This is a genomic window from Amycolatopsis sp. NPDC039088, from assembly GCF_055598845.1.
In genome coordinates, this window is sequence record NZ_JBVKAE010000029.1 from 64,745 (window position 1) to 85,605 (window position 20,861).

The window sequence follows — 20,861 nt, forward strand, 5'->3', positions numbered from 1 at the left end:
ACCCGTTCGCGCTCCGAAAGGTTCCTTCGCCGAGCTCGTGAATCAGACTGTGACCTCGTGGCCGGATTCGCGGAGCGCCTTCACCGCGCGCTCCAGCTCGGCCGCCCGGACCAGCACGTGGTCGGTGTCGAAGGTGGATATCGAGAACAGCGCCACCCCGGCGGCGGCCAATTCACTCGACAGCGCCGCGATGACGCCGGTCAGCGTGAACGCCAGCGGCCCGCGGACCGACAGCAGCCGCCAGCCGTCCTCGACCGTGACCCCGGCCGGTGCGAGACCGGCCGGGCAGATCACCGACAGCTCTTCGGGCGTCCGCGTGATGGAGATCAGCACGGGCTCGCCGGGGTCGAGCAGATTCGCCGGAACCGGCGCGTCCGGGGCGAGGCGGGCGACCGCGTACTCGCCTGGCCGGACGTCGATCGCGAGTCGTCGCATCAGCCCTCGAGAACCTTCGGGCTGGAGGCGACCTCGGTGCCGTCGGGCAGCGCGGAGATGGTGAAGTCCGCGAACACGTTGCCCGAAGCCTTCTGCAGCTCGCGCAGGCAGTCGATGGCCAGGGCACGGATCTCGACGTCGGCGTGCTCGGTGGCGCGCATCGCGATGAAGTGCCGCCAGGCGCGGTAGTTGCCGGTGACCACGATGCGGGTCTCGGTCGCGTTCGGCAGCACGGCGCGGGCGGCCTGGCGGGCCTGCTTGCGGCGCAGGGTCGCGCTCGGCACGTCGGCGAACTTCTCCTCCAGCCCGGCGAGCAGCTCGGTGTAGGCGTCGACGGCGGCCTGGGAGGCGGCGAGGAACTTCGCGTGCAGCTCCGGGTCCTGCGCGATGACGTCGGGCTCGACGAAGGCGGCGTCGCGCTCCGGGACGTAGCGCTGGGAGAGCTGCGAGTAGGAGAAGTGCCGGTGGCGGATCAGCTCGTGCGTCAGCGACCGGGAGATGCCGGTGATGTAGAAGCTGACGGACCCGTGCTCCAGCACCGAGAGGTGGCCCACGTCGATGATGTGCTCGAGGTAGCCGGCGTTGGTGGCCGTCTTCGGGTTCGGCTTCTTCCAGGACTGGTAGCAGGCCCGGCCCGCGAATTCGGCCAGCGCCTCACCACCGTCGGCATCGGTCGACCACGGTACGTCCGACGGAGGGAAGAACTCCGTCTTCGCGATCAGTTGAACCTTGGGTGACACGGTCTCGGCCACGTTCGCACTCCTTTTCGACCCCTGCTCCACGACTCCGGGCAGCGTAACCGCAACCTTGTTTGACGGCGGGGCGACATCACAGTGACGTCATCGGCTCCTTGACTGACATCACAAGTGACGTCATAGTGGTGTCATGGATCTGACGCCGTACATCACAAGCCTTCGCGAGGACCTCGCGAACACGGCTTCGGCCGGCGACGAGCAGACGCGGCGCGCTGCCGCGCTGCTGTCGTCGGCGCTGGAGCCCGCCGCCCGGCTGACCATCATGAACGCCCTCGCGGACCTGGCCGCCGAAGTGACCTCGGCGCTGCCGGGGCACGTCGTCGACGTCCGGCTCGACGGCCGCGACGTGCGCGTCGTCGTCACCGGCTCCGCCGAGAACACCGAGCAGCCCCCGCCCCGCCAGGAAGCGCCACGGGAGACCCCGCGCGCGCCCAAGGTGGACACGGGCGACATCACACGCATCACGCTACGCCTGTTCGAGCAGGTCAAGGGCCAGGCGGAAGCCGCGGCCGCCTCTCAAGGCGTTTCGCTGAACACGTTCGTCTCGCAGGCCGTCCAGGGAGCACTGGGCAAGGGCGGCGGCGAGCACTGGCACCACAAGCAGAAGCCGGGCGGCGGTGCCGGTTCCCACCTGCACGGCTGGGTCCAGGGCTGAGGGGACGGAACATGACCGAGGAAAGCACTCCCGCCGCTGAAGAGACCGTGCGCGTCGAGGAATTCGAGGCCGAGGGCCCGATCGAAATCGACGTGAGCGTGACCATCGGCCGGGTGACCATCGAACTGACCGACGAAACCGGCGTCCACGCCGAGGTCCGCCGCGACGGCGGCGAGCAGCAGCCATGGGTGGACGGCATGACGAGCCTGCTCAGCTGGGTCGGGGAACGCTTCGGTGACCAGCTCGGCGGCTCGCCGGGGTCGTCCGGGTCGTCGGCGGAGGACGCCGTGGCGCAGACGCGGGTCGAGAAGGTCGGCAACCGGCTCGTCGTCCAGGCGCCGAAGGCCTGGCAACTGAAGAACGTCCCGCTCGCGGTGACCGTCCGGGCACCCGCCGGTTCGCATCTGGAGGTGCGGGCCGGGGCGGCCGACGTCACCGTGTCCGGTGTCGCCGGGCGGGCCGACGTCATGACCGGGGCGGGGAAGGTCGGCCTGGAGCAGGCCGACGGTTCGGCGATCGTCCGCACCGGCACGGGCGACATCAAGCTCGGAGCGACGCTCTCCGGTCTGCAACTACGTACCGGCAGCGGCTCCGTCGAGGCGTCCTCGCTGGGCGGTTCGGCCACGATCGCGACCGGTACGGGCGACGTCTGGCTCGGCGAGGTCACGGGCGAGGTACTGGCGCGCACCGGCAGCGGTGACCTCTCGGTGGCGGACGCCGCCTTCGGGGCGCTGGAACTGACCACCGGGTCGGGCGCGGTCCGGGTCGCGATCCGCGGCGGCGTGCGCGCCGAGGTCGACCTTTCGTCGACGACCGGTTCGGTGTCGAGTGAGCTGGATGTCGCGGAAAGCGCCCCTTCCGAGGGCGAAGTCGTGCTGAAGGTCCGGGCGCGGACCGGCACCGGCGACGCGGTGGTGACCAGCGCGGCCCGGTGAGGCCGCTGACCGCAGGGGGATCGAGGGACCTTTGCTCTCACTTTTCCACGGGGGTGGGAGCGAAGGTCCCTCGCTCGGTTCAAGTGCGCGCGGACGACCGCCAGATGGACGTCGGTCCGGCGTAACGGACCACGGACTCGAACTTCCAGCAGCTGTCGGCGTTCGAGCAGTCGACGGCGGCAAGCTTGGGCAGGCCGATGGCCGGGCCCACCATGGTGTTCGCCTGATGGCCCCAGGTCGTCGCCCAGACCAGCTCCGCGTCCCCGGCCACGTCGAGCAGGGCCGACCCGTGAGCTGGGTTGAGCCACATCCGCAGCGGATGCCGTCGGCTCCAGCCCCGGAGCCGGAACTTGTGCTCGACGAATCCCGGGGGCTTGGGCTTGGCGGCGAAGGGGTTCAGCGGGCCGTCGACATCGAGGAACAGGATCGGCCGCATGCAGCCATGATGTCGCGGCGAGCGGTGAGGACGGTATGGCTGACGATGGAGGATTTGGGACGTTGAGTGTCCCAAATCCTCCATCGTCGCGAAGGCGCCCCGCTCCGCGAGCGGCTCAGCGCACCAGCCGCGAAAGCACCGGAGCGAGATCGCCCCGCTCTCCCACCGCGACCCCGTCCAGCCCCTGCCAGTCCGCCATCAGCCGCAGCTCGCCCGCCAGCTCGCTCGCGACCCGCGCGACGTCCACCCCGGGTTCGGCGAAGGCGCCCTGGACGCGAAGCAGCCCAGCGGCGCGATCGGCCTTGAGGTCGACCCGGCCGACGAGCTCACCGTCGAGCAGGAACGGGAACACGTAGTAACCGTAGATCCGCTTCGGCTCGGGAACGTAGATCTCGATGCGGTAGAAGAAGTCGAAGACGCGCTCGGTACGGGCGCGTTCCCAGATCAGCGGGTCGAACGGCGACAGCAGCGCGCGGCCGGTGACCGACCGCGGTGCCTTCGCCGCGAAGTGCCGGTACGCCACCGCCGGCCAGCCCTCCACGTTCACCGGCTCCAGCACGCCCGCCTCGACCAGTTCGGCCACCGCCCGTTTGCTGACGTCGGGGCCGAGCCGGTAGTAGTCCCGCAGGTCCGGTTCGGTGCCGATGCCCAGCGCGACGGCCGAGCGGGTGATCAGTTCGCGCGCGCCCTCCTCTGGGGTCACCTGCCGCGACAGGATCTCCGGCGGCACCACGCGTTCGGTCAGGTCGTACAGCCGCTCGAACGACCGGCGCGTGCCGGTCGTCAGCTGCCCCACGCCGAACAGCCATTCGCAGGCCTTCTTGACCTCGGAACGCTCCCACCACGAGCCGGGTTTACGGCGCGCGCCATCGCTTTCCAGCGCCCGCTCGATGCCGCCCGCGCCGATCGGTCCCTGTTCCTTGACCACGGCGAGGATGTCGTCCACCAGACCGGGCGTCTGCTCCAGCACGCGCGCGTAGTTCGTCCACCAGCCCATGCGTTTCGCCCCGGACTGCAGCAGCGGCCAGTCCGCCACCGGCAGCAGGCTCGCCTCGTGCGCCCAGGATTCGACCAGCATCCGGGGTTTGCGCGCGGAGTGGGACCAGGCCGCGTCGTCCACCAGCGTGGGCTCGTACGCACCGAGCCGGGAAAACAGCGGCATGTAGTGCGCGCGGACCGCGACGTTCACCGAATCCAGCTGCAGCAACTGGATCCGCGACAGCACGCGCTGAAGATGTCGTCTGGTCGCCGTTCCGCTCGGACGCGCGTCGGCGAACCCCTGTGCGGCCAGGGCGATCCGGCGCGCGACCGGCCCGCTGATGGTCGGAGTGTTCATCATCCGCATGGTGCCATCCGCCACCGACAGTTTTCCGCGGCACCGATAACCTGCGCACCATGGCCGTCGCCGAAGTCCGTCCCGCCGTCGTTTCCGACGCCGCCGAGATCGCCCGCATCCAACGCGATACCTGGCGAAGCGCCTACACGGAGCTGCTCGGCGAAGCGGCCGTCGCCGAACTCGACGCCGTGGAGCTCGAAAAGACCTGGGCCGAAACGATCGAGTACCCGGGCACGCGTGTCTTCCTCGCCGTCGAAGGCGAGTTCACCGTCGGTTTCTGCGTCGCCGGCCGGGCGCCGGAGAGCGAGGTGGCCGCCGCGGACGGTTCGCTGCCCGACGACGCCTCGACGACGGCGCTCATCGCCTCGCTCCTGGTCGAGCCGCGCTGGGGACGGCGCGGGCACGCGGGACGGCTGCTGGCGAACGCGTCCGCGTGGCTGCGCGAGGACGGCGCCACCCGCGGGATCAGCTGGGTGGCCCAGACCGATCATCCGTCACTGGGATTCTTCCGTCGCGCCGGCTGGTCCCCCGACGGGACCGTCCGCATCCTCGACACCGGAAGCACGAGCGTGCGCGAAGTCCGGCTCACCGGCGGCCTCGACCTCGAGCTCGCTCCCTGACTTCGCGAACACGACCCAGCGCATCACCGAGTACATGAAGACGCCTTCGCACGCCCCGGCGATGAGCCGGGACAGGCGGTAGTCGACGCCCAGCGCGGCCAGTCCCGCGCCGACGCCGAGCAGGAACGCCACGTAGTTGACGATGATCGCGACGACGTACAGCACCGCCTGCCTGCCCACGGGCGCGTGCGAACGGAAATTCATGCTGCGGTTCAGCACGAAGCTCAGCCCGAACGCGGTCGCGTACGCGAGCGTGATCGCCAGCCACACCGGCAGGCCGAGCCGGCCCCGGAGCAGGGTCAGCAGAATCAGGTCGACCCCGAAGGTGAACCCGTTGATGAGCGCGAAACCGAGGAAACTCGGTGCCACCAGCCGGGAAAGCCCGAAGGGGAGGCACCGGACCACGGCCGCGCAGAAATCGGCGAAGCGATCCGCGAAACCCTTGCCGCGGACCGCGTCGTGCACGTCGGCCACGGATTCAGCATGACAGCGGCAGGTGGCCGCGAGCCGACGAACAGGTGATCTTCTGGTGCGCCCCGGAAGCCGGGAACGGGGGTTATCCCCAGTGCGTCGTGATTTTCAGCTGATAGCTTGGAGAGAACGAAGATAACGGGGAGGCAACGATGGTGGGCTGGTTGCTCCTGTCGTTCGGTATCGCCTTCGGCTCCGCGATCCTTCCCATCGTCAGCGTCGAAATGTTCCTCATCGGCCTCTGCGCGAGCGAACCGACCTTGCCGTGGCTGCTGCTCGGCGCCGTCGTCGCCGCAGGTCAGGTTGGCGGGAAGACGCTCTACTACCTCGCCGCGCGGGGCAAGATCAAGCTGCCGAAACCGCTGCACGACCGGCTGCACCGGGAACGCCCGCCCACCCCTCGTCGCGAACGATGGCGGGCACGGACCAAGAAGATGCGCGCCCGGCTCGACGCCCTTCGCGAACGTTGTCACCGGCATCCGCATTGGATGGCGGGCACCTACGGCGTCAGTTCGGTCATCGGCCTGCCGCCGTACATGGCCACGAGCGTGCTCGCGGGCCTGGTGAACATGCCGCTGGCGAGCTTCCTGGCCACCGGGTTCGTGGGCCGCTGGCTGCGGTTCAGCCTGCTGGCCGCGTCACCGGCGTTGTTCGCGGGCTGGTTCCACTACTGACCTCGTGAGTGGTAGTGACGGTTAGAACCAACCGTGTCTTAGGTACCTACGTGGTCGGCGGTTGATCCCAAGCTCGGGTCCGTGAAGGCCTCCTTCCCTACCCTGAAAGTCAGGGCCCCGGCAAAGTCGCGGTCTTGCAGGTCGGGCGACTATTCCTGCACTGTCGCGGGCCGCATGTGCCGGTCGTGGAGCTTGATCAACGGAGGATCAGGGACACTCAACGTCCCTGATCCTCCGTTGATCAAGGTCGAGCCGAGGTGGGGCAGGGCCTGATTCTGGACGCCAGTCGGGCTTCAGTGTCCACAAGGGATACCGCCAGCCGATCGAGTGTCCGATTGATGCCGCTCTATACGTTTCCGTGCGGGGTCGTGAGTGTTAATGAGGGTTAGAACGACCCACATCACTCACGACCCCCTCGCCAAACCCCACAACTCGCCCAAATCGGGCACATTTGCCCCGAGAAGTGTCCCTTATGGACAGTCGGGAGCCAGGTGAGGCCCCTTTTACGTGAACCCGCTCCCGCCGGGTCCGCCACGACACGTTCGCCTTGACCCGCGCTAGTAATGGAGCCGACCAGCAGTTATGCGACTTTGCCGGGGCCCTGCCCTGAAAGTAGTGAAGGAGGCCTTCACGGACACGATGGTCGCCACATAGGGCACACCAGCACCGGTAGTCACAACAGCTGCGTGTGAAGGACCTTGTCCGAGACACCGGCATCGAGTCGGTCAAGCCTCGTGAGTGGCGATTGGCCCTAGCCGTCATCACCACTCACGAGCGGGAAGCGGCTTCGAGGTCCACCGCGCGGCGCATGGTCGCCCTGGCCCGCTTCCGGTCACCGGCGATCTCGTACGCGTAAGCCAGCCGGTACCAGACGCGCCAGTTGTCCTGGTCCGCCTCGACCTCGGCGCGGCGTTCGTCGAACCAGGCGTCCGCGGCGTCGCGATCCACCCGGCCGGAAGGCCGCCGGGGCAGGTCGGACACGTCGGGCAGGCCGCCTTCTTCGTCCAGCCGCCGTGAAAGCCGCTGGATCTGGACGCCGGAACGCCAGGTGGTGACGATGATCCAGATCCCGAGCAACGGCAGCAGCAGCACGCCGACACCGAAGAGCACCGGCACCGTCTCGCCGGTGCGCACCAACGCGATGCCCCGGCCCGCCAGCAGGACGACGTAGACGGCGAGCGCCGCCGTCATCACCAGCGCGAAGTTGCGGGCCCTCACAGGTCGAGGATGTTCTCGAGACCGACCGTCAGGCCGGGCCGCGTGCGCACCGAGCGCACGCCGAGCAGCACACCCGGCATGAACGACGTGCGGTGCAGCGAGTCGTGCCGGATGGTCAGGGTCTCCCCTTCGCCGCCGAACAGGATCTCCTCGTGCGCCACCAACCCGGGCAGCCGGACGGAGTGCACGCGGACGTCCTCGACGAGCGCGCCGCGGGCACCGTCCAGTTCGGACGTCGTCGCGTCGTCGCCCGGTTCGAGTCCGGCCGCCGCGCGGGCCTCGCCGATCAGCCGCGCGGTGTGCGCCGCGGTCCCGGAGGGTGCGTCGGCCTTGCGGTTGTGGTGTAGTTCGATGACCTCGGCCGAGTTGTAGAACCGCGCCGCCTGCTGGGCGAAGCGCATGGCCAGCACCGCGCCGAGGGCGAAGTTCGGCGCGATGAGCACACCGATCGACGGGTCGGCGGCGAGCCACGAACGCAGCTTCTCCAGCCGCTCCTCGCTGAAGCCGGTGGTGCCGACGACGGCGTGGATCCCGTTGCCCGTCAGGAATTCCAGGTTGCCCATCACCGCGTCGGGATGGGTGAAGTCGACGACGACCTCTGCCTGCTTGAGCGCCGAGAAGTCGTCACCGGCGTCGAGCGCGGCGACGAGTTCCATGTCTTCGGCGCCGTTCACGGCCCCGACCACTTCCTGGCCCATCCGGCCGCGTGCGCCCAGCACGCCGACGCGAATCCCAGCGGTCATGATGCGATCACCTCGTGCAGATCGTCCGGCAGGTCGTCGGCGTGAGCGTACGGCCCGACCACCGCCGCCGCCGACACGCCACCAGGGCGGTGCAGCAGAGTGCGAGCGAGCGCACAGACCTCTTCGGTGGTGACGGCGTCGATCCGCGCCACCGTGTCGTCGACGCCGAGATACCGGCCGTAGTTCAGTTCGTTCTTGCCGATCCGCGACATCCGCGACGAGGTGTCCTCCAAGCCGAGCACTAGCCCGCCCCGCAACTGCCCCTTCGCGCGCGCGACCTCGGCTTCGCTCAGTCCGTCCTTGCCGACGAGTTCGAGCACCTCGCGGATCACGCCGGCGACCTCGCCGAGCTTCTCGGGCTGGCAGCCCGCGTACACGGCCATGTGCCCGGCGTCGGCGTAGCTCGCGACGGACGAGTACACCTGGTACGCCAGCCCGCGCTTTTCGCGAACTTCCTGGAACAGGCGTGAACTCATCCCGCCACCGAGCGCGGCGTTGAGCACCGACTGCGCGAACCGCCGGTCGTCGTGCCGTGACAGCGACCGCAGGCCGAGCATGACGTGGGCCTGCTCGGTGTCATCGGTGTGCAGGGCGAGCTTCGGCACCATCGCGATCCGCGCGCGGCCCGACCGCGGCGGCACCGGGGTGGCCGTACCGGTCAGGCGGTTCCGCAAAGCCTTGCGCACCAAGCGAAGCACCTGGCCGTGCTCGATGTTCCCGGCGACGGCGAGCACCATCCGCGGCAGCGTGTAGCGGCGCCGGTAGAACCCGCGCAACGCCGACGCGGACATCTCCACGATGGACTTCTCGCTGCCGAGCACGGGACGGCCGAGCGGATGCTCGCCGAGGATCGCGCCGACGAACGTCTCGTGCAGCAGGTCCTCGGGGTCGTCGTCGCGCATCGAGATCTCTTCGAGCACGACACTGCGCTCGGTCTCGACGTCCTTGTCCGTGCACAGCGCCTCGAACACCACGTCGGTCACGAGGTCCATCGCCAGCGGCAGGTCCTCGTCGAGCACCTGCGCGTAGTAGCAGGTGTGCTCCTTCGCGGTGAAGGCGTTGAACTCGCCGCCGACCGCGTCGATCTCCTCGGCGATCTGGGTGGCGTCGCGGTTCGTGGTGCCCTTGAACAGCAGGTGTTCGAGGTAGTGCGCGGCGCCTTCGACCGACGACGGCTCGTCACGCGATCCGACGCCGACCCACAGCCCGACCGTCACCGACCGGGACGCGGGCACATGCTCGGTGATCACCCGGAGGCCACCGGCCAGCACGCTGCGCTTGACCACCGCACCGTCCGAAGTGGACTCGAGCGTACGGGTGCTGCCGACGGGCTGCTCGTGCCCGGCTGTGCTTGATCGCGCCAACGGATCCCTTACTCACATGTCAGGAAAGGGTCGTCCAGGACGACTCGCGTCCCGAACGACCCTTTCCCGGCGGTTCACATCGATCTGGCCGGACCTACTGGGCGTCGGCCTTCGGAGCGTCGGCCTTCTCGCCTTCGGCGGCCTTGGCGTCCGCCGTGTCCTCTTCCTGGACCACGATCAGGCTGATCTTGCCGCGGTTGTCGATGTCGGCGATCTCGACGCGGAGCTTGTCGCCCACGTTGACCACGTCCTCGACCTTGGCGATCCGCTTGCCGTTACCCAGCTTCGAGATGTGCACCAGGCCGTCCTTGCCCGGCAGCAGCGAGACGAACGCGCCGAACGCGGCCGTCTTCACCACGGTGCCGAGGAAGCGCTCGCCGACCTTGGGCAGCTGCGGGTTGGCGATGGCGTTGATCTTGTCGATCGCCGCCTCCGCCGACGGGCCGTCGGCCGCGCCCACGTAGATCGTGCCGTCGTCCTCGATGGAGATGTCGGCGCCGGTCTCCTCGGTGATCGAGTTGATCATCTTGCCCTTCGGGCCGATGACCTCGCCGATCTTGTCCACCGGGATCTTCACGCTGGTGACGCGCGGGGCGAACGGGCTCATCTCGTCCGGAGCGTCGATCGCCTCGGCGATGACCTCGAGGATGGTGAGGCGAGCGTCCTTTGCCTGCTTCAGCGCGGCGCCGAGGACCTCCGACGGGATGCCGTCGAGCTTCGTGTCGAGCTGCAGCGCGGTGATGATGTCCTTGGTGCCGGCGACCTTGAAGTCCATGTCGCCCATGGCGTCCTCGGCACCGAGGATGTCGGTCAGCGCGACGTAGCGGGTCTCACCGTCGACCTCGTCGGAGATGAGGCCCATGGCGATACCGGCGACCGGCGCCTTCAGCGGGACACCCGCGTTCAGCAGCGCCATCGTCGAGGCACAGACCGAGCCCATCGAGGTGGAGCCGTTGGAGCCCAGCGCCTCGGAGACCTGACGGATCGCGTACGGGAACTCGTCCCGCTTCGGCAGGACCGGGACCAGGGCGCGCTCGGCGAGCATGCCGTGGCCGATCTCGCGCCGCTTCGGCGAACCGACGCGGCCGGTCTCGCCGGTGGAGAACGGCGGGAAGTTGTAGTGGTGCAGGTACCGCTTCGTGGTCTCCGGGGAGAGCGAGTCGATCTGCTGCTCCATGCGGAGCATGTTCAGCGTGGTGACGCCCAGGATCTGGGTCTCACCGCGCTCGAACAGCGCGGAACCGTGCGCCCGCGGGATCACGGCGACCTCGGCGGCGAGCGACCGGATGTCGGTCAGGCCGCGGCCGTCCATGCGGATCTTGTCCGTGAGGACGCGCTTGCGCATGATCTTCTTCGACAGGGCCTTGAACGCCGCGCCGATCTCCTTCTCACGGCCCTGGAAGGCTTCGCCCTCGCCGAGGCCGATCTTCTCCAGCACCGCGGCCTTGACCTCGTCGGTGGCGTTGTCGCGATCCTGCTTGCCCGCGATGGTCAGCGCGTTCGCGAGGTCGTCGGTCGCGATCGCGGCGACGGCGTCGAAGGCGTCCTGCTCGTAGGCGAGGAAGACCGGGAACTCGCCGGTCGGCTTGGCGGCGACGTCGGCCAGCTGCTGCTGGGCCTCGCACAGCACCTTGATGAACGGCTTCGAGGCCTCGAGGCCCTCGGCGACGGCGATCTCGTCCGGCGACTTGCCGCCGTCGGCGATCAGGTCGAGCGTCTTCTCGGTGGCCTCGGCCTCGACCATCATGATGGCGACGTCGTCACCGACGATACGGCCGGCGACCACCATGTTGAAGGTGGCCTCTTCCAGCTGCTTCCAGGTCGGGAACGCGACCCACTGGCCCTCGATCAGCGCGACGCGGACGCCGCCGACCGGACCGGAGAACGGCAGGCCGGCGATCTGGGTCGAGGCCGAAGCCGCGTTGATCGCGAGCACGTCGTACGGGTCGTCCGGGTTGAGGCTCTGGACGGTGATGACGACCTGGATCTCGTTGCGGAGACCGTCGGTGAACGACGGGCGCAGCGGCCGGTCGATCAGGCGGCAGGTGAGGATCGCGTCGGTCGACGGGCGGCCCTCGCGGCGGAAGAACGCGCCGGGGATGCGTCCGGCGGCGTACATCCGCTCCTCGACGTCCACGGTCAGCGGGAAGAAGTCGAAGTGGTCCTTCGGGTGCTTCGACGCGGTGGTCGCCGAAAGCAGCATGGTCTCTTCGTCGAGGTAGGCGACGACGGAACCGGCGGCCTGACGGGCCAGACGGCCGGTCTCGAAGCGGACGGTGCGAGTGCCGAAACGGCCGTTGTCGATCACGGCTTCGGTTTCGTGCACGGTGACTCCGGTGGAGTCGGTCATAGGGTGTATCTCCTCTTTTGTTCCTCTGTAATGACGCGAGTCTCCCACCCTGGGACCTGTTTCGCCTGCGGACGCTCGAGGAGTGATGCCGGTCTTCGATCGAAGCCCCCGGGCCGTTACCCGGGAACCACTACCGAGGACCGGCGGACGGATCCTCGTGCGCGCTCGCGCCATGCCCCTCACGTGGAGAGGACGTTCTGTTCTTAAGCCGAGGGGGAGCGGCCGATGTGGCCACTCCCCCTCGGGGTCAAGCTATCGGCGGAGGCCGAGACGCTGGATCAGCGCACGGTATCGCTCGATGTCCACCTTCATCACGTAGTTCAGCAGCCGGCGGCGGCGGCCGACCAGCAGCAGAAGCCCGCGACGGGAGTGGTGGTCGTGCTTGTGAGCCTTGAGGTGCTCGGTGAGGCCGACGATGCGCTTGGTCAGCAGCGCGACCTGGGCCTCGGGGGATCCGGTGTCCGAGTCGTGCACGCCGTACTCGGCAAGGATCGACTTCTTTTCTTCGGTGGACAACGCCACTGTGGTGCTCCTAGATACTCTGTGCCGTGCGGCCCGGACGCTGCTTCACGCCGGGTGAGACGGTCGCGGCCGCCACGGACTGCAGCCGGACCCAATCATCGAGGTTACCAGCCTCGTGATCAGCGGCTTCAGGCGCGGGCGCGCTTCAGCTCGTACGACCGGATCACCCGGTAGTGCGACGCGCCCTGCTCACGGGCACTGCGAATCAAGACGGCTTCGGTGGCCGTCCAAGTTCTGCTGGTGAACCCGGCCAGCCGCTCCACCCACGCGCTCGCGGCCATCGGCCGGTCGCGGGGGAAGCGGGCCAGTGTCAGGTGGGCCGTGTACGGCCTGCCCTCGTTCTCCGCGCCTGCCTCGACGGCCAGCTCGTGGAGCCCGGTTCCGGTGACACTCAACCACAGCACCCCGGGGAATGTCGCGGCCTTTTCCAGCCGGACGTCGATCGCGGATGCCTCCGCCAGCCGTCCGGCGAGCCATCCGCCGCGTTCCGCAGGGTCGTCCTCACCGTAGAAACCGAGGGTGACATGCCAGTGTTCCCGCCGCGACCAGCGGAGATCACCGTCTTCGGGTGCCCCCAGCGCCGTCGCGATCTCGTCGAGGACGTCGTCAGGCGGGATCAAGGCACTGAAGAGGTTCATCAGGCGTTCTTCGCCGCCCGGCGCAGCAGGTCCGCCAGAGCGGGGAAGTCGTCGTCGAGCAGCTTCGCGGCTTCGGTGAGGTCTTCGTCCTCGCCGATGTCCCGCAGCGCCACGAGCACACCCTGGTCGTCGGCGACGGCGCCGACCGGGATGCTGTCCCTGCCCACCGTCGGCCGCGAATCGCGGACGTCCTCCAGTGCCTCCTGCATGGCCTTGCGGTCCCCCGCGGCGACCGCCGGGACCAGCACCTTGCGCTCCAGCATGATCATCTTCGCCAGTACGACCGGGTTGCCGATCTTCGCGCGGCGCCCGCTCATCACCTGGCTGAGCATGGGCGCGCTGATCCCGAGTACCTCGGCGAGGAAGGCCTGGGAGATGTCGAACGCGACGACCAGTCTCCGCACGCGATCGCCGAGCGGCTCCCCGTACCACTCCCTCTGCAGCGCGATGTTCCGCTGGACGATCTTGTGGTCCTCCACCTGGCCCGCTCCCCTAACCCCATCCAACGCCACCTGCGGTCTGTGACATCTTGCCACCGGGACGCACCGTGACGGGTGTGTTCGTACATTCTCACCGGCCCCGGCCGGCTTCGGTCAGTCCTGCCCGCCCAGCAGTTCCCTGGTACGGAGGACGTCGTCGTCGATCTGCTTCACCAGACCTTCCGACGTCGGGAACCGGACCTGATCCCGCAGCTTGGCGACGAAATCGAGCGAAACGTGCTGCCCGTAGAAGTCCTCGTCGATGTCGAGGACGAAGGCCTCGACAGTGCGCTCCCGCCCCGAGAACGTCGGATTGGTCCCGACCGACACCGCGGCGCGCAGCCGTCGGCCAGGATCCGACGAACGGGTGAACCAGGCGCCGTAGACCCCGTCGGCGGGCACCGCGGCGAAGCGCGGCGTCGACAGGTTCGCCGTCGGGTAGCCGAGGTCGTGTCCCCGCCCGTCGCCCCGGACGACGATGCCCTCCAGCCGGTGCGGCCTGCCGAGCGCCTCGGCCGCCGCGACGACGTCGCCCGCGTCGATGCACGAGCGGACGTAGGTCGAGGAGAAGGTGATCTCGTTCTCCGTCTGCTGTTGCGCGAGCAGTCCTTGCAGTTCCGCGCCGTGCGCCACGAACCCGAACCGCTTCCCCAGTGTGCGCAGGAGGGTGACGTCACCGGCGGCCTTGGCGCCGAAGGTGAAGTTCTCCCCGACGATCACCGCCGCCGCGTGCAGCTTGTCCACCAGCACCTCGTGCACGAACTCGTGCGCGGTCAGGCGCGACAGTTCCAGCGTGAACGGCAGTACGCAGAAGACGTCCACGCCGAGGCCCTCGACCAGTTCCGCCTTGCGGCGCAACGTGGTCAGCTGCGCGGGATGGCTGCCCGGCCGGATCACCTCCGACGGATGCGGGTCGAAGGTCAGCACCACGCTCGGCACGCCGCGTTCGGCGGCGGCACGGACCGTCCTCGAGATCAGCTCCTGATGCCCGCGGTGCACGCCGTCGAAGACGCCGATCGTCACCACGCACCGTCCCCAGCTCCCGGGAAGGTCACCCAAACCACGCCAACGCTGCACTTGTGCCCCGTCTCCTCCGGCTGTTTCGTGCACCACCCTAAGCGGGCAGCAACACGACCACCGAGCGGGCCAGCTCGCCTTCGTCCGCGGCGAGCGCGAGCACCCGGCCGTCCGGTCCGAACATGCCGTACGTGCCCTCGATCCCGGCCGCGGGCACCCTCTGTCCATATCGGACCGCCTGGGCCGCGCGGGCGTCCAGATCGCGGCGCGGGAACGCGGCGGCGACGGCGGCGTCGAGGTCCAGTGACAGCTCCGGTTCGTCCTCGAGCTGGTCGAGGGTGCGCGCCTTGGCGAGGGTGAACGGCCCGACCGTGGTGCGCCGCAACGCGAGCAGATGCCCGCCGACGCCGAGTCCGGCGCCGAGATCGCGGGCCAGCGCCCGCACGTAGGTCCCGGACGAACACTCGACGATGGCGTCGAGTTCGATCCGGCCCGCCTCGCGGCGGGTGGCGAGCAGATCGAACCGGTGCACGGTGACCGGACGCGGCGGGATGACGACCTCTTCGCCGGCGCGGACCCTGGCGTAGGCACGCTTTCCGTCGATCTTGACCGCGCTGACCGCGCTCGGCACCTGCTGGATGTCGCCGGACAACGCGGCGATTCCGGCGGCGATCGCGTCGTCGGTGATCTTCTCGACGGCTTCCGGGGCGGCTTCGGCGATCGGCTCGCCCTCGGCGTCGTCGGTCGTGGTGGACAGTCCCAAGGAGAGGGTCGCGAGATAGGTCTTGCGGTCGAGCGCCAGATGGCCGAGGAGTTTCGTCGCGCGTTCGATGCCGAGCACCAGGACGCCGGTGGCCATCGGGTCCAGGGTGCCGGCGTGCCCGACCTTGCGGGTGCCCATGAAGCGCCGCGCCCTGGCGACGACGTCGTGGGAGGTCATCCCGGACGGCTTGTCGACGATGACGAGACCGGGCGGCGGAGCGGGACGTTTCTTGGCTTGAGCCTGATTGGGGCGCGACACGCGCCGAACCCTATCTTTCGGGTCCTCGCCTAGGACGAGACGGGCACTGAGGCTTCGGCGTCCCAACGCCGTCGCCGGATCTGCACCGGGATCTCCTCACCGCGGGCTTCGGCCTCGAAGAGGGTGGCGCGGGTGCGCCGCCACCACACGAGCATCCGGAAGGTGCCCAGCGCGAGCACCGCGACGACCGACAGCAGCGCGAGCCGGAACGCGCCGCCGGTCCACTCCAGCAGTACCCCGACCGCGAGCGCCGAGACCGTCGTCGCCACGAACCCGCCGACGTTCACGACACCGGTCGCGGTGCCGACGCGCGCGAGCGGGTTGTAGTCCCGCGCCAGCGCGAAACCGATCATCGACGCGGGGCCGCCGAGGGAGAGGAACGCGAACACGGGGACCAGGACCGCGACCGGGATCGTGCCACTCCAGCCGAGCAGGATCGCCCACATCACCGCGGCACCGGCGATGTACCCGCCGACCAGCGGCATCCGCAGCGACGGGCGGCGTCCGATCAGACCGCCGACGACCGGGCCGCCGATCATCGAGCCGAAGACGAACACGATCAGCAGCGAACTCGCGGTGGCCTTCGGAACACCCTGTCCCTGCACCAGGAACGGGACGCCCCACAGCATGGTCAGCACGTTGGGCGCGAACATCGTGCTGAAGTGGACCCAGAAGCCCAGCCGGGTCCCCGGCGTGCGCCATGCCTCGGCGACCTGGCGGCCGAGCACCTTCGGATGCACCTTTTCGCGCACGGGTTCCGGCTCGCCGCGCGGGTTGTCTTCGACACGGAGCGCGACGACGGTGGTGTACAGCACGGTCACGACACCGACGACGAGGAACGTCGGGGTCCAGCCTGCCCCGTCGAGCAGCAGGCTGAGCGGGAGGGTCGCGGCGAGGTTGCCGACGTACCCGATGGCCGAGGTCAGCGTGGCGATCAGGGCGTAGTGGCGACCGGGGAAATGCGCGGCGATCAGCCGCAGCACGCTCACGAAGGTCAGCGCGTCACCGAAGCCGAGGACACCGCGGGCGAGCAGGCCGAGCGGATAGGAATCGGCGACCGCGAGCAGGATCTGGCCGAGACCGAGGAAGAACACGGCGCCGGTGAGCACGCGGCGCGGGCCGTAGCGGTCGACCAGGACGCCGGTGGGGATCTGCATCGCGGCGTACACGCCGACCTGCAGGACGGTGAAGGTGCCGAGCGCGGCCGCGCCGACGCCGAAGCGGTCGGCGGCCTGCAGCCCGGCGACGCCGAACGACGTCCGGTGGAAGACGGCGAGCAGGTAGACGGTGACGGCGGCCAGCCAGATGAACCAGGACCGGCGGGTGGCTCGGCCTGTCACGGTGTTTCCTCCTAGGGAAGGGCTTTCGGGCAAGAACAGGCGCCCGCGCTGCCGCCTCACTAGTTGTATCGCCTAAGCAACGGCGAAACATACCCGTTACCCAGGTGGTTTTCGCCACAGCTCCCGCGTGCTTCGCCCTCCCCTCCGTCGCGTTTAGTCCTCTAAATGCGGTAGTTGCACGCGCAAGGACCGCATTCAGAGGACTAAACGCGGACGGCGCCCTCCACGGCCCAGCGTCCCGAGCGCCACCGCACCAGCAAGGTCGCCAGCCGCAGCACCATGAACAGCGAGAGCCCCGTCCAGATCCCGGTCAATCCCCACCCGAAGGCGAGGGAAAGCCAGATCAGCGGGAGGAACCCGACCGCCGCGCTCAGCAGTGTCGCGTTGCGCAGGAACGCGGCGTCGCCCGCGCCGAGCAGAACGCCGTCCAGCGCGAACACCACCCCGGCTATCGGTTGCAGCGCGACGAAGAACCACCACGCGTGCGGGATCTCGCCGAGCACGGTCGCGTCCGAGGTGAACACCCGCGGCAGCACCCCGGCCAGCGACGCGAACACGACACCGAGGAAGCAGCCGAAAATCAGGCCGTAGACGGTGATTTGACTCGACACGCCCCGCGCCCGCTTGCTCGCCCCGGCGCCGAGGGCGGCTCCCACGAGCGACTGCGCGGCGATCGCCAGCGAGTCCAGCACGAGCGCCAGGAACGTCCACAGCTGCAGCACGACCTGGTGCGCGCCGACCGCTCCGGTGGAGGTCCGGGCGGCGACCGCGGCGGCGGAGACGAAACACGCCTGGAAGGCGAGACTGCGCAGGACCAGATCCCGGCCGAGGCCGAGCTGGGCGCGCATCACCTTCGGCTCCGGCCGCAGCGGGACCCGCTCCCGCATCAGGGCCGCCAGGAACAGCGACGCCGAGATCACCTGCGCGACGACGTTCGCGATCGCCGAACCTTCCAGCCCCCAGTCCGCCCCGTACACCAGCACCGGGCACAGCACGGCGGAGATCCCGTTGCCCGCCAGGACATAACGCAACGGTTTCGCGGAATCCTGCACCCCGCGCATCCAGCCGTTGCCCGCCATCGTGATCAGGATGAACGGCGTGCCGAACAGCGCGATCCGCAACCACGAGACGGCGGCGTCGGTGATCGCGGCGTCCCCCGAGAGGACCCGGGCGATCGGCGCGGCCAGCAACTGCCCGGCGACGATCACGACCAGCCCGACGATCACCGCCAGCCAGGTCGCCTGGACACCTTCGCTGACCGCCTCGCCGCGACGTCCCGCGCCGTGCAGCCGCGCCGTCCGTGACGTGGTGCCGTAGGAGAGGAACGTCAGCTGGCTCGAAACCTGCGACAGCACGACCCCGCCGACGGCGAGCCCGGCCAGCGGCAGCGCGCCGAGATGCCCCACGACGGCCGTGTCCACCAGGACGTACAACGGCTCGGCCGCGAGCACACCGAGCGCGGGTACGGCGAGCCCGAGAACGCGTTTCGGCGGGACGCGCTCATCGACTTCGGAAGCTTCAGACACCCCTGGAGACTAAAGGTCTGGTACGACAGTCCCAGCCGCCGGGAACGGCTCAGCGGAGGAACGGTTCGTAGCGCCGTTGCATGCGCAGTGATTGGGCCTGCCGCGTGGTGTCGAGGGTGACGCTGACGAGGAAGACGAGGACCACCTGGAGGGTCACGCCGGCGACGGGGACCCTCGGGCTCACGTCCAGCAGGGCCAGGCCGGTGACCGGGATCAGCGCGACCACTCCCGAGCAGAACGCGCCGAAGCCGATGATCCGGCGGTTCACGAAGTCGAGGTATTCGGCGGTCCAGTTCCCCGGCCGGATCCCGGGAACGAAGCCACCCGCCCGCACCAGCTCGCCCGCCACCTTGTCCATGTCCTGCGTCACGGCCGCTCTGCTGAAGGCGAAGAGACAAACGAGCACGAAGTAGACCGCGATCCGCCCGGGATTTCCTTCGTCGCGCAGCCACGCCAGCCAGCCGGCGCCAGGCCAGAGGACCGGCAAGGACAGCAGGACCGCGGCGAGGACGGCCGGGCTGTTCGCTTGGGGGAACCGGAGCGGAAGGTAGGTCGAGGTCCCGCCGTAGGCACGCACGCCGATCATCCGCTTGGCGTACTGCACCGGGACGCGGCGTTGTCCCTGCGCGACGACGATCGTGATCACCGTGACCGACAGCGTCATCACGGCCATGACGGCGATGGCGGCCCAGCCCGTCCTTTCGTACAGCCGCAGGAACTCCGGCGGCAGTACCGCCAGGATCTGCACGAGCAGCAGGATCCGGACGCCGTCACCGAATCCCCGGTCGGTGATCACCTCGCTCAGCCGCAGGACCAGCGCGGTGCCCGCCGTCAGGCACACCACGGCGACGGCTCCGCGGCCGTCCAGGATCTCCTGCCCGCGGAACCCGAGCACCCCGATGGCGCCCAGCAGACCGAGTCCGACGGTGAGCCGTCGTCGGTATCGCGTCAGCACCCGGGCGCCGGCTTCACCTTCGGCCCGCAGCGCCGCCAGCCGCGGGATCAGGACGATCAGCCCCCGCAACACCGGCGGCGCGGCCAGGCAGGGAAGGACACCGAACGCGAACACCGGCAGCGTGGACAGGCCGCCAGCGGTGAGGAGGTCGAGGAGCCAGCACAGCGGGTGATCGGCTCCTGGCGCGCGGACGGTCACGGAGGGGGTAGGCAGGCTTTGGCCCAGCCGGAACAGCACGATCACGCCCAGCGTGACCAGGATCCGGCGGCGAAAGGAGGAGTGGGCGTTCATCGTGAAAATCACGGTAGGGACGACGGATGAAATTCCGATGACACCGCTTTTCGATGACCGCCCGCCCGGATCAGAGCAGAGGTGCCCGCGAGAGCGCCTCCTTCAGCCTGTCGAGGACTTCGCCCGCCGTGCCTTCCGCCGTGCACCCGGCCGCCTGCCGATGTCCACCGCCGCCGAGTTCCCCGGCCGCGGCCGAGACGTCGACACCGCCCGTGGAGCGGAGCGAGATCTGCCACCGCTGCTTAGGCCCGATCGGTTCGGCCTCCTTCAGCACCACCGCGACCCCGGCCTCACGCGTGGACCGGACGACGTCGATGACCGCTTCGACCTCCTCCGCGCGCACGCTCCGCGCGACATCGCGTGTCACGACCGCGGAGGCGAGCCCGAAGCCGCGGGCCTCGTCCGGTTCGAGCCGGGCACCCGCGAGGACCTCCGAGAGCATCGGCAACCATGCGAAGGGGTGATCGTCGACGATCTCGCGGACCACCCTGTCCGGGTCGACGCCGGCTTCGAGCAACTGCGCGGCCATCAGGTGGGTGGACGGCCGGGCCCGGCGGAACCCGCTCGTGTCGGTGACCAGCCCCGCGTACAGGCAGCGCGCGATCGGCTCGTCGATCTCGGTGCCGAGTTCCTGGAGCAACGCGAAAACGAGGACCGCGGTGGCTTCGGCGGTGTCGTCGACGACATGCTTCGTGCCGTAGAAGACGTTGGACGCGTGGTGGTCGATCACCAGGACCTCGCCCCCGGCCTCGCGGACGGCGTCCACCCGCGGCGCGAGTTTCCCGAGCCTGCCCGGCGTCGGCGTGTCGAGCGCGACCAGCAGCTGTTCACTCTCCGGAAGCTCGCTCGCGGGGACGTAAAGCCCGCCGACGTCCAAGCCTCGCAGGGTTTCGGGCATGTCCTCGGGTTCGCCGACCGAGACGCGGACCTTGACGCCGCCGCGCAGCTGCAGCGCCCGGCCCAGCGCCAGCGCGCTGCCGAGCGCGTCGGCGTCCGGGCGGACATGGCCGAGCAGGGTCACGTCGCTCGCGCGCGCCAGCAGGGCGGCGGCTTCCTTCAGGTTCGGGATGGGAGTCGCTG

The 20,861-nt window shown here is 69.4% G+C and carries 21 protein-coding genes and 1 pseudogene; 4 read left to right on the forward strand and 18 right to left on the reverse strand.

Going from position 1 to position 20,861, the window contains the following annotated elements:
- Positions 1 to 42: 42 nt before the first annotated feature.
- Positions 43 to 435, reverse strand: a complete 393-nt coding sequence (locus ACZ7KI_RS31335; RefSeq protein WP_465504228.1) for an ACT domain-containing protein — start codon at positions 433 to 435, stop codon at positions 43 to 45.
- Entirely contained in the window at positions 435 to 1,187 is a 753-nt protein-coding gene (gene thyX, locus ACZ7KI_RS31340; protein WP_005156312.1) for an FAD-dependent thymidylate synthase, read from the reverse strand. The genes ACZ7KI_RS31335 and thyX overlap by 1 nt, the downstream gene beginning before the upstream one ends.
- 133 nt (positions 1,188 to 1,320) lie before the next feature.
- On the opposite strand from thyX, the gene ACZ7KI_RS31345 reads away from it, so the two are divergent.
- Both ACZ7KI_RS31345 and ACZ7KI_RS31350 read left to right on the forward strand, forming a co-directional pair.
- The gene (locus ACZ7KI_RS31345; RefSeq protein WP_470276647.1) at positions 1,321 to 1,845 is read left to right on the forward strand and encodes a toxin-antitoxin system HicB family antitoxin; all 525 of its coding nucleotides are present in this window, start codon (positions 1,321 to 1,323) and stop codon (positions 1,843 to 1,845) included.
- Positions 1,846 to 1,856: 11 nt separating this feature from the next.
- Positions 1,857 to 2,780, forward strand: coding sequence for a DUF4097 family beta strand repeat-containing protein (locus tag ACZ7KI_RS31350; RefSeq protein ID WP_470276648.1), 924 nt, complete (start codon positions 1,857 to 1,859; stop codon positions 2,778 to 2,780).
- Between the two features lie 79 nt (positions 2,781 to 2,859).
- Here ACZ7KI_RS31350 and ACZ7KI_RS31355 read toward each other — a convergent pair whose 3' ends face one another.
- Both ACZ7KI_RS31355 and ACZ7KI_RS31360 read right to left on the reverse strand, forming a co-directional pair.
- Positions 2,860 to 3,216 (reverse strand): HAD domain-containing protein, encoded by a 357-nt coding sequence (locus ACZ7KI_RS31355; protein WP_470276649.1) that lies wholly within the window; start codon positions 3,214 to 3,216, stop codon positions 2,860 to 2,862.
- A 115-nt stretch (positions 3,217 to 3,331) separates the two neighbouring features.
- The gene (locus ACZ7KI_RS31360; protein ID WP_470276650.1) at positions 3,332 to 4,552 is read right to left on the reverse strand and encodes a winged helix-turn-helix domain-containing protein; all 1,221 of its coding nucleotides are present in this window, start codon (positions 4,550 to 4,552) and stop codon (positions 3,332 to 3,334) included.
- 59 nt (positions 4,553 to 4,611) lie between these two features.
- Between ACZ7KI_RS31360 and ACZ7KI_RS31365 the strand changes: the two genes are divergently transcribed.
- Complete coding sequence (locus ACZ7KI_RS31365; RefSeq protein WP_465504223.1) at positions 4,612 to 5,172, forward strand: GNAT family N-acetyltransferase; 561 nt, start codon at positions 4,612 to 4,614, stop codon at positions 5,170 to 5,172.
- Positions 5,173 to 5,238: 66 nt separating this feature from the next.
- Here the strand turns inward: ACZ7KI_RS31365 and ACZ7KI_RS31370 are convergent.
- A pseudogene (locus ACZ7KI_RS31370) lies at positions 5,239 to 5,646 on the reverse strand (GtrA family protein); the annotation flags it as partial.
- Positions 5,647 to 5,795: 149 nt separating this feature from the next.
- On the opposite strand from ACZ7KI_RS31370, the gene ACZ7KI_RS31375 reads away from it, so the two are divergent.
- A complete protein-coding gene (locus ACZ7KI_RS31375) occupies positions 5,796 to 6,317 on the forward strand; it encodes a YqaA family protein (RefSeq protein WP_470276651.1) in 522 nt (173 codons plus the stop codon).
- A 768-nt stretch (positions 6,318 to 7,085) separates the two neighbouring features.
- Here the strand turns inward: ACZ7KI_RS31375 and ACZ7KI_RS31380 are convergent.
- The 13 genes from ACZ7KI_RS31380 to ACZ7KI_RS31440 form a co-directional block, all read right to left on the reverse strand.
- Positions 7,086 to 7,535, reverse strand: a complete 450-nt coding sequence (locus ACZ7KI_RS31380; protein WP_470276652.1) for a tetratricopeptide repeat protein — start codon at positions 7,533 to 7,535, stop codon at positions 7,086 to 7,088.
- Entirely contained in the window at positions 7,532 to 8,278 is a 747-nt protein-coding gene (dapB, locus tag ACZ7KI_RS31385) for a 4-hydroxy-tetrahydrodipicolinate reductase (protein WP_470276653.1), read from the reverse strand. The genes ACZ7KI_RS31380 and dapB overlap by 4 nt, the downstream gene beginning before the upstream one ends.
- Entirely contained in the window at positions 8,275 to 9,642 is a 1,368-nt protein-coding gene (locus ACZ7KI_RS31390) for a M16 family metallopeptidase (RefSeq protein WP_044854134.1), read from the reverse strand. Before ACZ7KI_RS31390 ends, dapB begins: the two co-directional genes overlap by 4 nt.
- A gap of 94 nt (positions 9,643 to 9,736) precedes the next feature.
- Positions 9,737 to 11,992: a polyribonucleotide nucleotidyltransferase gene (locus ACZ7KI_RS31395; RefSeq protein WP_470276654.1), complete on the reverse strand. Its 2,256-nt coding sequence runs from the start codon at positions 11,990 to 11,992 to the stop codon at positions 9,737 to 9,739.
- Between the two features lie 252 nt (positions 11,993 to 12,244).
- Positions 12,245 to 12,514: a 30S ribosomal protein S15 gene (gene rpsO / locus ACZ7KI_RS31400; protein WP_003084034.1), complete on the reverse strand. Its 270-nt coding sequence runs from the start codon at positions 12,512 to 12,514 to the stop codon at positions 12,245 to 12,247.
- A 128-nt stretch (positions 12,515 to 12,642) separates the two neighbouring features.
- Positions 12,643 to 13,152 carry an RNA 2',3'-cyclic phosphodiesterase gene (thpR, locus tag ACZ7KI_RS31405; protein ID WP_470276655.1) on the reverse strand — a complete coding sequence of 170 codons (510 nt, stop codon included), beginning with the start codon at positions 13,150 to 13,152 and terminating at the stop codon, positions 12,643 to 12,645.
- Positions 13,152 to 13,631, reverse strand: coding sequence for an XRE family transcriptional regulator (locus ACZ7KI_RS31410; protein ID WP_470276656.1), 480 nt, complete (start codon positions 13,629 to 13,631; stop codon positions 13,152 to 13,154). The genes thpR and ACZ7KI_RS31410 overlap by 1 nt, the downstream gene beginning before the upstream one ends.
- 114 nt (positions 13,632 to 13,745) lie before the next feature.
- Positions 13,746 to 14,708: a bifunctional riboflavin kinase/FAD synthetase gene (locus tag ACZ7KI_RS31415; protein ID WP_470276657.1), complete on the reverse strand. Its 963-nt coding sequence runs from the start codon at positions 14,706 to 14,708 to the stop codon at positions 13,746 to 13,748.
- 37 nt (positions 14,709 to 14,745) lie between these two features.
- Positions 14,746 to 15,669: a tRNA pseudouridine(55) synthase TruB gene (truB, locus tag ACZ7KI_RS31420; RefSeq protein WP_470276658.1), complete on the reverse strand. Its 924-nt coding sequence runs from the start codon at positions 15,667 to 15,669 to the stop codon at positions 14,746 to 14,748.
- 29 nt (positions 15,670 to 15,698) lie between these two features.
- Entirely contained in the window at positions 15,699 to 17,009 is a 1,311-nt protein-coding gene (locus ACZ7KI_RS31425) for an MFS transporter (protein ID WP_470276659.1), read from the reverse strand.
- A 203-nt stretch (positions 17,010 to 17,212) separates the two neighbouring features.
- Positions 17,213 to 18,535 carry an MATE family efflux transporter gene (locus tag ACZ7KI_RS31430; protein ID WP_470276660.1) on the reverse strand — a complete coding sequence of 441 codons (1,323 nt, stop codon included), beginning with the start codon at positions 18,533 to 18,535 and terminating at the stop codon, positions 17,213 to 17,215.
- 49 nt (positions 18,536 to 18,584) lie between these two features.
- Complete coding sequence (locus tag ACZ7KI_RS31435) at positions 18,585 to 19,781, reverse strand: preprotein translocase subunit SecY (RefSeq protein ID WP_470276661.1); 1,197 nt, start codon at positions 19,779 to 19,781, stop codon at positions 18,585 to 18,587.
- Positions 19,782 to 19,851: 70 nt separating this feature from the next.
- Complete coding sequence (locus ACZ7KI_RS31440) at positions 19,852 to 20,850, reverse strand: DHH family phosphoesterase (RefSeq protein ID WP_470276698.1); 999 nt, start codon at positions 20,848 to 20,850, stop codon at positions 19,852 to 19,854.
- Positions 20,851 to 20,861 lie beyond the last annotated feature (11 nt).